The sequence below is a fragment of the Amycolatopsis sp. CFH S0740 genome (assembly GCF_004522315.1).
Classification (GTDB): domain Bacteria; phylum Actinomycetota; class Actinomycetes; order Mycobacteriales; family Pseudonocardiaceae; genus Amycolatopsis; species Amycolatopsis nivea.
This window is the reverse complement of sequence record NZ_SDLS01000003.1, coordinates 387,591-399,756: the sequence shown is the minus strand read 5'-3', so window position 1 is coordinate 399,756 and position 12,166 is coordinate 387,591. Positions and strand designations below refer to the sequence as shown.

Here is a 12,166-nt window from a genome sequence, read left to right as displayed (position 1 = left end):
CGCTACTCGACCGCGCGCTTGAGCCGGGCGAGCGTCTCCTCGATGTTGATGCGGTTGGTCACCGAACGGTCCTTGACCCCGGTGGCCACCACGGTCAACGGCGTGAACCAGCCGGGCCGCTGGTCCCACATGCTCTCGGTGACGACGCAGCCGTCGCCGGCGGGTTCGATCACGTACTCCCAGCGGGAGACCGGGATCGGCCCGAGCTTGACGTCGAAGGCGAACCGGCGTCCCGCGTCCGCGGCCGTGATGACGACCGTCGTGGACCACCGGCGCACCCCGCGGCGGTTGCTGCCGCGGAATTTCGCGCCGACGGCCGGGCCGGTCGCGCCGCCGAGCCAGCGGTGCCCGCAGTACTCGGTGGCCGCCCCCGCGAGCGCGCCCGGGTCGCTGACCAGCGCGTACACCTTCGCCGGAGCGGCGCTGACCTCGATTTGACCAGTCGCATCAGGACTCACATACCCAGAGTATGCGATCAAGACTCCCGGCGCAGCATCCGGCTCACGCCCGCCGCGACCGTCGTCGCGAGGATCCAGCCGGACGCGGTGAACCCGGCCGCCACCCAGTTGTCCGCGCCGTGCATGTACCAGCGCGACTTGTTGCCGAAGTCGACGATCGGCACCAGCAGGTCGGCGGTGTAGATGACCGGGTTCCACTGCAGGCCGGAGTCCTGCTGGTTGACCAGGCAACGGGGGCCGCTGGTCATGTAGCGGCCGGTGTGGTCGTTGACGCAGTCGTCCTTGCCGAGGCCGAACCAGAGGCTGCCGAGGACCAGCAGCGTGAGCAGCCAGCCGAGCGCGCGCACCGGACGGAAGCCGTAGCCGACCATCGACCGTTGCAGCCAGCTCCACGCGCGGACACCGGGTCCGAAGAACTTGAAGCCCTTGGCGAGCGCTTCGTAGCGGAACTGCTGCTTTCGCAGGGCGACCGTCGATGCGTGCTCTTCGTTTCCGGCCGCGCGCAGGGTCGCGGCCAGCTGGTCGTAGGGGCCGGGCCGGTAGCCGCGCATTGCCTTGCGCAGCAACTCGATCCGGTGGTCCAGCGCCTTGTCGTCATCGAGGGCGATGCCGTGTTTCAAGGCGTCGTAACGGAAATCATCAAGTTCGAGACCGTCGGTGGCGTTCCAGATCTCCTCGTTGTCGGCGAGCGCACCGCAATGCGCCCTGCGCAACCGCACCGAACCGGTTGGCGGCTCGGCGGGAGACAGGATGAACTCGTCCGCGGTGACGTCGCTGGCGTCGAGCGCGATGTCGTGCGGGGCAAGAGATCCGAGCTTCGCGCCGTTCATGTCGAGCCTTCGCGCGATCTGCGCGCCGTCGAGGTTCACGCCGCCCTCAGCGAGGAACGGACGGTCTTTGTCCTCGGTCAGCACCAGGTCGCGGCCGATCCGCGCGGTACGGATGTCAAGGGAGAAACTGCTCGATTTCCGTTGCCCTGGCTCGGTGAGCAACGTGCCGAACATGTTCACGCTGCCGCCGACTTCCGCGCCCTGAAGCCGCAGCGTTCCCTTCACGGTGGCGTCCGTCAGCTGGAAATTCCCGGAGATTTTGGCCCTGCGTGCGGAAAACGCGTCCCGCCCCGGGTGCAGGAACATCGAATTCCAGGCGAGGAAGTTGCCGCCGACCGTGATGTCCGCGAGCCGCAACTGCCCGATCGGCACGCGGAGATTGGTCGCCTCGATGTCACCGCCGATGGTGGACCCGTCGAGGTGGAGCGCCCGGTCGTAATACGGCGTCGCACGGCCGCGCACCATGGTGATTTCCGCGCCCGCGAGCCTGAGCGATCCGCCGATGCGCGCGTTGACCATCCGCAGGGTGCCGAATGCCCGGAGCCCGTCGGACAACTCGAGATTGCCGTCGACCTTCAGCCGATCCGCGACCAACGCCGGCCGCGGATCGAGGTACGGATCCCCGGACTTCCACGCGTCCATCACGATCGGACCCCGCTGGTCGACCTCAAGACGCGCCTCGCGCAGGACGATGTCACTGTCCACAGTGGCGCTCGGCAGATAGAGAACTCCCTTGGCGGAGAACCTTTTCCGCTCACTCGCCGGCCCGTAATTGTCGACCTCGCACAGCAGACTGCCGCCAATGTGCAGCCCGTTCCCGTTGAACGCGAAGCCGTCCGGATTGTCGAACGTCGCCCCGGAAAAGTTCACGTTACCGCCGGTCCGCATGCCCGGCAGCCGAACCTCGCCCTTGGCGACCATGCGATAAGCCAGCAGGGCCCCGGTAATCACCAGGCGGTCGCCCTGGATCGCCTTGCCGTGTGGATGGCTGATCGTGGTCCGGGTGAGCACGACCGACCCGTCGATTACCGCGTCGGTGAGATTGACCGCGGCATTGGGCATCCCGCGCTCGCGATCGTCCCCGCGCTGCACGGTGGTCGTCTCCACCTCGAATTCATCCGCCGCGATTTCCACGGTGCTGCGAATGAGCCGCACATCATTCCGGCTGCGCAAATTGCGCGCGCGTAGCCCGGGAAGCCAGCATTTCCGGAAAACGAGCCCGAGAAGCGTCGCCTCGCGCACGTCCGGCGGATGCTCGAACCGGCAGCGTTCGAATTGGAAGAGAAAATTGAGATCGGCGGCGCGAAGATCGAGAGTCCCGGTGATGTAAGCGTCCTCGACCAGCACGATCGGCGCGTTGGTGGCCTGCCGTCTCCAGCGAAGGATGCCGCTGCTGCCAGGTTTCAGCAGGTCCGCGGCCTTCACCTCGTACCGCTTGTCGGGAACCCCGGCAAACGGATCAAGCGGCGGCAAGGTCGTATCGGTCGGCACGAGCCCCTTCTCCCCACGATCGTCGGCCCTCAGGGAATCGGATCAACGGCGGATGGGCAAGGGGCCGGGCGGAGTAGTGCCCGGTCGTCCTTGTTGGCGGTCACTGACTGCTCGCGGATGACTACTGAATTGATCCACTGTCCGAGCGATCTTGCCCGAACCGCCTTCCGGGCCTGGGCACGGCTGCTATGGTCACTTGCCGAAGCTGATCAAGAACAGAGGGTAGGCCGCCCCCACGAAGCCGCGGCCCGTGCGGGGAGGCACGACAATGCCAGACGGAACGCCGCGACGTCCGGCGACAACAGCTGCGAATTCTATCTCGACGCGGTGGACACGGTCCTCCAGAAACTCGCTGGCACTTCGCGTCCTGGTCTCACTCGCTTTGGCGATCCTGCTCTCGGGCTGCGGCAGCCAGAGTTCCCCGCTTCCCGCGGAACCGCCTTCTCCGGGCGACACCAGCAGTGCCGATGCACCGCCGAGGATCACCGACCCGATTACGAACACCTCAGCAGCCGAGAAGGATCCGTGCGCCGCTGTGCCCACCAGCGAAGTCGAGAAGATCGTCGGCAAGGTTCGCACGACGACGGTGGACACCACGCCAGTCGGCACGAGCTGCGGCTGGATCTTCGCCGACAAAAGCGGATCCGTTAACGGAGGCCTCGCCAGCGGCGCGAACGGACTGCACGGCCTTTATCAACGGAGGGCCATGGGCGGGCTGAAGAAGTTCGAGATTCAGCCTGCGATTCAGGGCTACCCGGCGATCGTGTACGACATAGGCCTGAGCGGCTACGGGGCTTGCGCACTTGCCGTCGGGATCAACGACCGGGTGGCGTATGCCGTCAACACGCAACTGCGGCCCGGAAACCCCAACGCCGACACCCCTTGCGCACTGGCGACCAAACTGGCCGCAGCGGTGGTCAGCAGTCTGAAGGCGAAATGAGGGGACTTGCCCCGCTGCGGACACCTGCCACTGACGAGCAACCTTTGCCCAGGTCGCACGCTTGCCAGCACATAACTGCCCGCATCGGTCGATCTTGCACGAACCACCTTCCTGGGCGGTTCGTGCCTGCTAGAGTCACTTCCTGAAGCTGACCAGAAACAGAGGGTAGGCCGCCCCCGGAAAGCCGCGGCCCGTGCGGGGAGGCACGACATGCCAGACGGAACGAACAGCGGACTGCAGGGCGTCCAGAACCAGCTCATCTCGACGGCCCCGACCGCTCCTCCGCCCGGATCCGGGTTCATCGCGGGAGCCAACTCGGCCACGCCGCCGACCCAGCCGCCGGACTACGAGTCGCTGGGCAAAAAACAGGCGTCGGCCGACTTCGCCGCCGCGTCCGGGAACAACGGCTGGGAGTTCGACCCGGCCGCGATCGACGCGGTCATCAAGAACCTCGAAGACAGCATCAACGGCGACCATCAAGAGAGCGTGACGAAGGCCGCGGTGTTGATGCAGATCGTCCCGCCCGGCTCAGAAGTCGGCAGCGAGGGCTACGCCGACGTGGCGAACAAATCAGGGGCTTCCTACTACGAATTCGCTCAAGGAGCCCAGACGTACATATCCGCGTACGTCGATACCTTGAAGCAAATTCGCACGGCCTACCAGAACAACGATCAGAACGCCAAGGATCAGCTGCGATCCGCCGGGAAGGTTGACTAGATGCGCCCCTGCAAGTCCCTAGCGGCATTGATCGCCGCGGCCGCCGTTTTGTCAACGGCAGCATGCGGCGGCTCGAACGCGGGGTCCGCCACGCCTGCGCCGTCCGCAGCCTCGTCCTCCAACACCAACGGCGACGGCGCACCTAAGGTCGAGCAGCCGATCACCAACACGTCCGGGTTCGAAACCGACCCGTGTTCGGTGATCCCCACCGCTTCCGTCGAAAGCGCAGGCGGCAAGGTAGACCGGACCAAGGTGGAAAACTCCTCAACCGACAAGACGTGCGCCTGGGTCTTCACCAGCGGCGGAAACTTCAGCGGCAGCCTGGTCACCGGCAATACTCACGGACTCGACGGCGTCTACATGCAGCACCGCAGCGGAGTAATCACTTACTTCAAGCCTCAGCCTGCTATCCAGGGCTACCCGGCTGTCGTGTACGACCGCGGGCAGCCGGCCCCCGGCAGGTGCAATCTCGCGGTCGGAATTCGCGATGACCTCACCTATACCGTCGTGACCCAGCTGATGAGGGAAAGCCCCGCGTACGCCGACCCTTGCGCACTGGCTACGAAACTCGCCGGGGCGGCCATTTCCCACATGAAGGGCCAGTGACGTGGTCTACAGTGGATACGACGTCTTCACCAAAGTTCACGACCCAGGAGATACGTCTTCTCTCGACAGCGCTCGGGACACGTCGAGTCAGCTCAAGACGATCCACGAAAACATCGTCCGGCACCTGACCGAGAGCCAGGAGAAGCTCAACGCGTTTTGGAAGGGCAAGGCCGCCGACGCCGGCACAGCTGGCCTGACTCCGTTGATCCAAAGCTCGCAGATCGTCGCGGAAAACATGGACCGGGCGCACCGCTCCATGCAGGAACAGTCCGACGCGTTCAGGTACGTCAAGCAAAATGCCCGGCAGGTCGCCAAGGATCGGCCGGACGACCAGAAGCTGTCTGACTACGTCTCGATCGGTGCCAGCGACGACGAGAAGGCCGCGGCGCAGTTCGATTCGGACACCAAATTCAACGTCGAACTGTACGAGCCTTATTACCAGAGCACGCAGCCACGCAAGAGCACGTTGGCTCCGGATTATCCGGCCGCGCATGATCCGAATGTGTCGGCGACCGGCATCACTCCGGATCCCTCGACGCCTGGGACCGCGACCGGGCGGGTCGGCTCCGGTATTGGCCACCATTCGTCCGGTGGCGGTTCGTCGCACAACTACGGCGGTGGCTACAGCAGCGGGCCCAGCACCTACTCCGCTCCTCCCGGGGCGGCTGGCATGCAGGCACCTCCGCCGCCCGGGCACGGCGGGGTCGTGACTCCGCCCGTTACACCGCCGCCGAATGACAGCACCAGGGCGGCTTGGGCTGATCCCACGCCGCCTCCTTCCATGCCTCCCACCTGGCAGCCGCCGTCCTCGGTGCCGGGCGGCGGGAATCCTGGGACTGGCGGGTTGAACGGCGGTTTCGGTCCGGTCAGCGGGTTCGGCGGCGGCTTCGGGCCGACTGCCGGCGGGAGTGGCAGTGGTGGCTTCGGGCCCGGTGGGTCCGGTTCCGGTGGCGCGGGTAGCAGTGCCGGACCGCGGGGTGTCGGAGGCGGTACCGGTGCGGGGGCGCTTGGCGAGGGTGCAGGGGCAGCCCGGCCGGGTGCGGGCGGTGCTGGTGCGGCCGGAGCGAAAGGGCAGCCCGGGATGGGCGGCATGGGCGGCGGCGGCAAGGGTGGCAAAGGCCCCGAGGACGAGGAACACCAGCGCAAGATCCTGCTGGCCGAAGAAGACCCGGATTCGATTTTCGGGGGTTACGACGGCAATCGGCCTACGCCGCCGGTTATCGGGGCTTAGCGGAATGGCAAGGGGGAGGGAAAGTCGGTGCTGCGCAAGCCCGTTGAGCTGAGCCTGCAAACCTTCGAAGTGCTGCTGGAACGCCTGAACCTCGGCGACATCCACCCGACGCTGGTCCGCGGCGCTCTGTGGTACTCGCCGGAGGAAAGGCGGCAACTGGCTGCTGACACTGACCGCGAGTTGCACAACGTCGGTCTGATGCAGCGTGGACGACTCAGCGACGAGTTCGTCGAGACGATGCATCTGCTGCAGCGGCCGGGTGTCGAGTACTACTCGTGGGTGAAATCGGAGCGTGGCGAGCGGACGGTGCGCGCCGCCGCGAGCGGTCGGGACGCGGCGACTGTTGTTGCGGTGAACCAGAAGTTGTATATCGCGCCGTGTTCGGCGGATACGTTGGTTCGGGAGTTCATCGCGCTGCTGCCGGAGGCTCCGGCTGCGCGGGTTCTTTCGCTTAACTGCTCCGACGAGGACCTGAATCTGGTCAAGAGCGGCAGCCAGCCGTCCGGGCGGACGAGTCCGAGTGTTCGGGACGCCAAGCAGGTATTGCAGTGGCTTGACAAGCCGCACACGTACTTCGGGCGGCTGTACGTCGCGGTCCGGGACAGTCGCGGGAAGCGGCGACGCAACGAGAATCCGCCGGGGTGGGCGGATATGGAGGAGGGGCGGATCCTGTTCGGGGTGGACAAGTCCGGATGGATCAGCTTGGCCGGGGCTGGGCCGCAGGAGATGGCTAAGAAGGTGCAGCAGTTGGAGAATGAGCTGCGTTCTGGACGGTGAGCTGCCCGTCACCGCTACTTCTTAAGTATGAATGATGCGGCTCTCCAGGCATGCAGTCTTCGGTGTGATGGGACTTGCGGCGGTCGGGTTGGCTGGATGCAGTTCGGCAAGCACGCCGCCGAGCCCATCGCTGCCGCTATCGAGCGCCCGGAATGCTCTGCCATCGCACGGTGCACCAGCCGTGCCTGCGCCCATTGGCAGTACTGCCGAGGTTGAGTCTGACCCTTGCCGTGCCGTAAGCACGGCAGAGGTGGAAGCGTTAGGGACCAAGGTCGTCAACGCCGCGCCGGAAGGCGACCAGAGCGGGAAGAGCTGCGTGTGGACCTACGCCGGCGAGTACGGCACCATCAACGCTGGCCTCACCCCCGGCAACAAGGACGGGCTCAGCAGCCTGTACGCCAGCAGCGAAGACGGCACATTGACTTCGTTCACCCCGCTGCCGCCGATTGACGGATACCCCGCTGTCACCTACGCACAGGGCGGGGAAGGAGAAGGTGTCTGCACACTGGCAGCCGGAGTCCGGGACGAGCTTCTCTACACCGTACACCGCTCATAAAAAAGGCCGCCCGGATAATCTCCGGGCGGCCTCCACAAGCCTCAAGCGTTCGGATTCAACACCCGAGCCAAGAACGACTTCGTCCGTTCATGCTTCGGATCCCCGATCACCTCATCCGGAGAACCGGACTCCACGACAACCCCACCGTCCATGAAGAAGACCTTGTCGGCTACCTCGCGGGCGAACTGCATTTCGTGGGTCACCACGACCATCGTCATGCCGTCCTTCGCAAGTTGGCGCATGACGCCTAGGACGTCGCCCACCAGTTCTGGGTCCAAAGCGGACGTTGGCTCGTCGAAGAGCATCAGCTTCGGTTGCATCGCGAGCGCGCGTGCGATGGCGACCCGTTGCTGCTGGCCGCCCGAAAGCTGGCCGGGGTAGGAACGGGCCTTGTCTGCCAGGCCGACTCGGTCCAGCAGTTCCAAGGCCCGCTCCCGGACCTGCGCCTTCGGTTCCCTGCGGACCTGGACCGGGGCCTCCATGACATTTTCCAGCGCTGTCATGTGCGGGAACAGATTAAACCGCTGGAAAACCATGCCGATGTTCTTGCGCTGCGCCGCGATTTCCTTGTCTCGCAGCTCGTGCAACCGGCCGCCGCGTTCGCGGTAGCCGACTAGCACTCCGTCGACATACAGTCTGCCCGCGTCGATTTTCTCCAGGTGATTGATACAGCGCAGCAGGGTGGACTTGCCGGAACCGGACGGGCCGATCAGGCAGAGCACCTCTCGGTCGTGCACCTCCAGGTCGATGCCCTTGAGCACGTCCAGGGAGCCGAAGCTCTTGCACACCTTTTGCGCGGAAACGACGGGAGTCACTGGACGCTACCTCCGCTTCCGCTGCCGCCGCTGCCGAAGCGGAAGCCCAGCATTCGCGACCCCCACTTGTTCCGCTGTGCGGTCGCCCGTGAAGTGCCGCGGGCGAAATACCGCTCGATGTAAAGCTGCACGATCGTCAGCACCGACGTCATGAACAAATACCACGTCGCCGCGACGATCAGCAGCGGGACTGTCTTGTAGTTCTGCGAATAAATCGTCTGCGCCGACACGAACAGCTCGAAGTATCCGATGACGACGACCAGCGACGTGGTCTTCAACATCGAGATGGTCTCGTTGCCGGTGGGCGGGATGATCACCCGCATCGCCTGCGGCAGGATGATCCGGCGCAAGGTCTTGCCCCGGCTCATGCCCAGCGCGGACGACGCTTCCAGCTGACCGCTGTCGACGGACTGGAGACCGCCGCGGACGATTTCCGCCATGTACGCCGCCTCGTTGAGGCCGAGGCCCAGCAACGAGGCGACGAACTGGTTGATCAGCGTGTTCGTGTCCCAGCTGATGAAGGTCGGCCCGAACGGAATGCCGAGTCCGATCTTCGGGTACGCCAGCGCCAGGAAGTTCCAGATCACCAGCTGAGCGATCAACGGCGTGCCGCGGAACAACCAGATGTAAATCGACGCCGCGCCCGACATCAGCAGGTTCGGCGACAGTCGCATCACCGCGAGCAGTACGCCGCCGACAATGCCGATGAGCATCGAGAGCACCGTGAGCAGCAACGTGTTCCGCAGGCCGTTGATAATCCGGCCGTCGAAGAGGTACTCGCCGACGACCGGCCACTGCAACGCGGAATTCGTGACGACGCTGCGGATCACGATGAACGCGACGAACACGATGATCACGCCGGCGATCCAGCGTCCGTAATGCCGGACCGGGACCGCCTTGATCGGGGTGGTGTCGACCTCCTGCCAGGAATCGGCGGGGCCGGGGGAAGTGGACACGAGTAACTAAGTCCTCAGTTTCGTCAGGAAGTCAGGAAGCGGACGGGTTGATCTCCGACTTGGTGATGGCACCGGAACCCGACAAGCCCCACTTGTCGAGGATCTTCTTGTAGATTCCGCTGTCGATCAGCTTCTGCACGGCGCCCTGGATCGCCTTGCCGAACTCGCCGCTGCCCTTCGGCAGCACGATCCCGTACGGCGCGGTGTCGTACGGCGCGCCCGCGGACTCGAGCTGGCCGCCGGTCTGCTTGACCGCGTAGTCGATCACCGGCGAGTCGGCGAGTTCGGCCTGCACGCGCTTCGCGGTCAGCGCCAGGTTCACGTCGGTCTGCGCCTGGAACTGGGTGATGTTGATCGGCTGCTTGCCCGCCTTGGTGCACGCGGTGTTGCGCTTGCCGAGATCGTCGACCTGCGTGGTGCCCTTCTGCACGGCCACATTCTTGCCGCACAGGTCGTCCACCGACAGTTTGTCCGGATTGCCCTTGAGCACCGCGAGCGAGGTGCCGGCGCTGTAGTACGAGATCATGTCGACGGTCTGCATCCGCTCGGCGTTGATCGTGAACGACGAGATGCCCATTTCGTACTTCTTCGCCGAAATACCGGGGATGATGCCGTCGAACGCCGAGTTCTGGAACTCCGTCTGCACGCCGAGCACCTGGCCGACCGCGGTGGCGAGGTCGACGTCGAAGCCGGTCGCCTTGCCGTTCTCGACGAATTCGTTCGGCGGGTAGGTCTGGTCCTGCCCGATCACGATCTTGCCGTCGGCCTTGATGTCGGCGGGCACCATCGCGGCCAGCGCCGCGTCCTTCTGCGCGGTCGGCGCGGCTTCGCCGCCGGGAGCCTGGCTGGCGCCGGCGTCGGTGCCGCCGGCTCCGTTGCCGCCCGCGCCGCACGCCATCGTCATGCCGACCAGCGCGAAAGCGGGGAGAAGGGCGAGCGCCTTCATTTGCTGTCCTCGGGCCACTTCGTCACTCCTCGTAGTTCTCAAGGGCTGAGAGCTGGCATATTGCCACCCGGAAGCGGGTATGCACAGCACTGCTGCGTCACGGGGAAGTTTCGCACAGGACTTGCCGGAAGACGGGTGTCACGGCCGTCCGGCGCGGTAAGTCAGGATGTCTCCCATGAACAGCAACCCCGGTCCCCGGCTGCCGCCAGCCGGACGACGTGCGCGAACGGTGAAAGGCCGCCGCGCGGCCCGGCCCGGCGCGCAGTTCGACGGATACCTCGCCCCGGAGCGGCCGCACGCCGGCGCGTACGACGAGATGTTCGCGCCCGACGGCACGGTCCGCGGGCCGTACCGAGCGCTGTACGGCTCGATCGCCGCCCTCGACGCCAGCGACCTCACCAACCGCTCGCAGGCCCTCGACCGGGCGATGGTGGACCAGGGGATCACGTTCTCGCTGTCCGGCCAGGAACGGCCGTTCCCGCTCGACCTCGTGCCCCGCGTCATCCAGGCGACCGAGTGGTCCCGGCTCGAACGCGGCGTGACCCAGCGTGTCCGGGCGCTGGAGGCGTTCCTCGCCGACGTCTACGGCGACCGGCAGATCCTGCGCGACGGAGTCCTGCCGCGCAGGCTGATCACCTCGTGCGAGCACTTCCACCGCGAGGCCTACGGGATCAAACCGCCCAACGGCGTGCGGATCCACGTCTCCGGCGTCGACCTCGTCCGCGACGAGGAGGGCACTTTCCGGGTCCTGGAGGACAATCTCCGCAACCCGTCCGGCGTCTCCTACGTGATGGAGAACCGGCGCACGATGGCGCGCGTGTTCCCGGACCTGTTCGCGCGACACCGGGTCCGGCCAGTCGGTGACTATGCGTCACACCTGCTTCGCGCACTGCGAGCGGCGGCCGCGCCGAACGTCGCCGACCCGATGGTCGTCGTGCTCACCCCCGGCGTCTACAACTCGGCCTACTTCGAGCATTCGCTGCTCGCCCGGCTGATGGGCGTGGAGCTCGTCGAGGGCCGCGACATGTTCTGCCGCGACAACGTGGTCTACCTCCGCACCACCGAGGGCGAACGCCAGGTCGACGTGATCTACCGGCGGATCGACGACGAGTTCCTCGACCCAGTGCACCACCGGCCGGATTCCGTGCTCGGCGTCGCGGGCATCCTCAACGCGGCCCGCGCGGGCAACGTGGTGGTGGCGAACGCGGTCGGCAACGGCGTCGGCGACGACAAGCTCGTCTACACCTACGTGCCGGAAATGGTGCGCTACTACCTGAACGAGAAACCCATTCTGCCCAATGTGGACACGTTCCGCTGCTGGCTGCCCGACGAGTTCGACCACGTCATGCAGCACGCCGACGAATTGGTGATCAAGCCGGTCGAGGGTTCCGGCGGATACGGCATCGTCTTCGGGCCGGACGCGTCCAAAAAGGAGCTGGACGCGTTGCGCCGCAAGGTGCGCGCGAACCGGCGCGGCTGGATCGCGCAGCCGGTGGTGCAGCTGTCGACCGTTCCGTCCAAGGTGGACGACCGGCTCGCGCCGCGGCACGTCGACCTGCGGCCGTTCGCAGTCAACGACGGCAAGGAGATTTTCGTGCTGCCCGGCGGGCTCACCCGGGTCGCGCTGCCCGAGGGCAGTCTGGTGGTGAACTCGTCGCAGGGCGGCGGTTCGAAGGACACCTGGGTGCTCGCTTCGCGGTCCTCGACGTCGGAGCAGGAACTCGACCGTCCCGCGCTCGGCGATGTGTCCGTTGTGGACGGTGTCGCCGCGGAACAGGGTCCGGAACTGTCCACGTCGCAGCAGCAACAACAGCAGCAACAGAGCTGAGGGAGGGAAAACATG

At 65.8% G+C, this 12,166-nt stretch carries 12 protein-coding genes; 7 read left to right on the top strand and 5 right to left on the bottom strand.

The window, feature by feature from the left end; translation table 11 throughout:
• Window positions 1-2: 2 nt before the first annotated feature.
• The gene (locus EIZ45_RS08115; protein WP_134664273.1) at window positions 3-458 is read right to left on the bottom strand and encodes an SRPBCC family protein; all 456 of its coding nucleotides are present in this window, start codon (window positions 456-458) and stop codon (window positions 3-5) included.
• Window positions 459-475: 17 nt separating this feature from the next.
• Window positions 476-2,779, bottom strand: a complete 2,304-nt coding sequence (locus EIZ45_RS08110; protein WP_043831638.1) for a hypothetical protein — start codon at window positions 2,777-2,779, stop codon at window positions 476-478.
• A 382-nt stretch (window positions 2,780-3,161) separates the two neighbouring features.
• Here EIZ45_RS08110 and EIZ45_RS08105 point away from each other — a divergent pair, with 382 nt between their 5' ends.
• The 6 genes from EIZ45_RS08105 to EIZ45_RS08080 all read left to right on the top strand — a co-directional run bounded on the left by EIZ45_RS08105 (window position 3,162) and on the right by EIZ45_RS08080 (window position 7,606).
• On the top strand, window positions 3,162-3,719 hold the full coding sequence (locus EIZ45_RS08105; protein WP_158714416.1) for a DUF3558 domain-containing protein: 558 nt from the start codon (window positions 3,162-3,164) through the stop codon (window positions 3,717-3,719).
• A gap of 210 nt (window positions 3,720-3,929) precedes the next feature.
• A complete protein-coding gene (locus EIZ45_RS08100; protein WP_037808962.1) occupies window positions 3,930-4,436 on the top strand; it encodes a PE domain-containing protein in 507 nt (168 codons plus the stop codon).
• The gene (locus EIZ45_RS08095) at window positions 4,437-5,042 is read left to right on the top strand and encodes a DUF3558 domain-containing protein (RefSeq protein ID WP_037808964.1); all 606 of its coding nucleotides are present in this window, start codon (window positions 4,437-4,439) and stop codon (window positions 5,040-5,042) included.
• Between the two features lies 1 nt (window position 5,043).
• The gene (locus EIZ45_RS08090; protein WP_134664271.1) at window positions 5,044-6,273 is read left to right on the top strand and encodes a hypothetical protein; all 1,230 of its coding nucleotides are present in this window, start codon (window positions 5,044-5,046) and stop codon (window positions 6,271-6,273) included.
• Window positions 6,274-6,300: 27 nt separating this feature from the next.
• The gene (locus EIZ45_RS08085) at window positions 6,301-7,050 is read left to right on the top strand and encodes an ESX secretion-associated protein EspG (protein ID WP_037808967.1); all 750 of its coding nucleotides are present in this window, start codon (window positions 6,301-6,303) and stop codon (window positions 7,048-7,050) included.
• 31 nt (window positions 7,051-7,081) lie between these two features.
• Window positions 7,082-7,606, top strand: a complete 525-nt coding sequence (locus EIZ45_RS08080) for a DUF3558 domain-containing protein (protein WP_134664269.1) — start codon at window positions 7,082-7,084, stop codon at window positions 7,604-7,606.
• A 41-nt stretch (window positions 7,607-7,647) separates the two neighbouring features.
• Here the strand turns inward: EIZ45_RS08080 and EIZ45_RS08075 are convergent, their stop codons facing one another.
• The 3 genes from EIZ45_RS08075 to EIZ45_RS08065 are packed head-to-tail and all read right to left on the bottom strand — an operon-like array spanning window position 7,648 to window position 10,323.
• The gene (locus EIZ45_RS08075; RefSeq protein ID WP_037808968.1) at window positions 7,648-8,421 is read right to left on the bottom strand and encodes an amino acid ABC transporter ATP-binding protein; all 774 of its coding nucleotides are present in this window, start codon (window positions 8,419-8,421) and stop codon (window positions 7,648-7,650) included.
• Window positions 8,418-9,377 (bottom strand): amino acid ABC transporter permease, encoded by a 960-nt coding sequence (locus tag EIZ45_RS08070; protein ID WP_134664267.1) that lies wholly within the window; start codon window positions 9,375-9,377, stop codon window positions 8,418-8,420. Before EIZ45_RS08070 ends, EIZ45_RS08075 begins: the two co-directional genes overlap by 4 nt.
• A gap of 31 nt (window positions 9,378-9,408) precedes the next feature.
• Window positions 9,409-10,323 carry an ABC transporter substrate-binding protein gene (locus tag EIZ45_RS08065; RefSeq protein ID WP_043831651.1) on the bottom strand — a complete coding sequence of 305 codons (915 nt, stop codon included), beginning with the start codon at window positions 10,321-10,323 and terminating at the stop codon, window positions 9,409-9,411.
• 166 nt (window positions 10,324-10,489) lie between these two features.
• Here EIZ45_RS08065 and EIZ45_RS08060 point away from each other — a divergent pair, with 166 nt between their 5' ends.
• A complete protein-coding gene (locus EIZ45_RS08060) occupies window positions 10,490-12,151 on the top strand; it encodes a circularly permuted type 2 ATP-grasp protein (RefSeq protein ID WP_037808973.1) in 1,662 nt (553 codons plus the stop codon).
• Window positions 12,152-12,166 lie beyond the last annotated feature (15 nt).

What these genes read in the sequence shown, in the direction of transcription:
- EIZ45_RS08095 (WP_037808964.1), top strand. Translation starts at nt 4,437, where the DNA reads ATGCGCCCCTGCAAGTCCCTAGCGGCATTGATCGCCGCGGCCGCCGTT.
- EIZ45_RS08080 (WP_134664269.1), top strand. Translation starts at nt 7,082, where the DNA reads ATGATGCGGCTCTCCAGGCATGCAGTCTTCGGTGTGATGGGACTTGCG.
- EIZ45_RS08100 (WP_037808962.1), top strand. Translation starts at nt 3,930, where the DNA reads ATGCCAGACGGAACGAACAGCGGACTGCAGGGCGTCCAGAACCAGCTC.
- EIZ45_RS08065 (WP_043831651.1), bottom strand. Translation starts at nt 10,323, where the DNA reads ATGAAGGCGCTCGCCCTTCTCCCCGCTTTCGCGCTGGTCGGCATGACG.
- EIZ45_RS08060 (WP_037808973.1), top strand. Translation starts at nt 10,490, where the DNA reads ATGTCTCCCATGAACAGCAACCCCGGTCCCCGGCTGCCGCCAGCCGGA.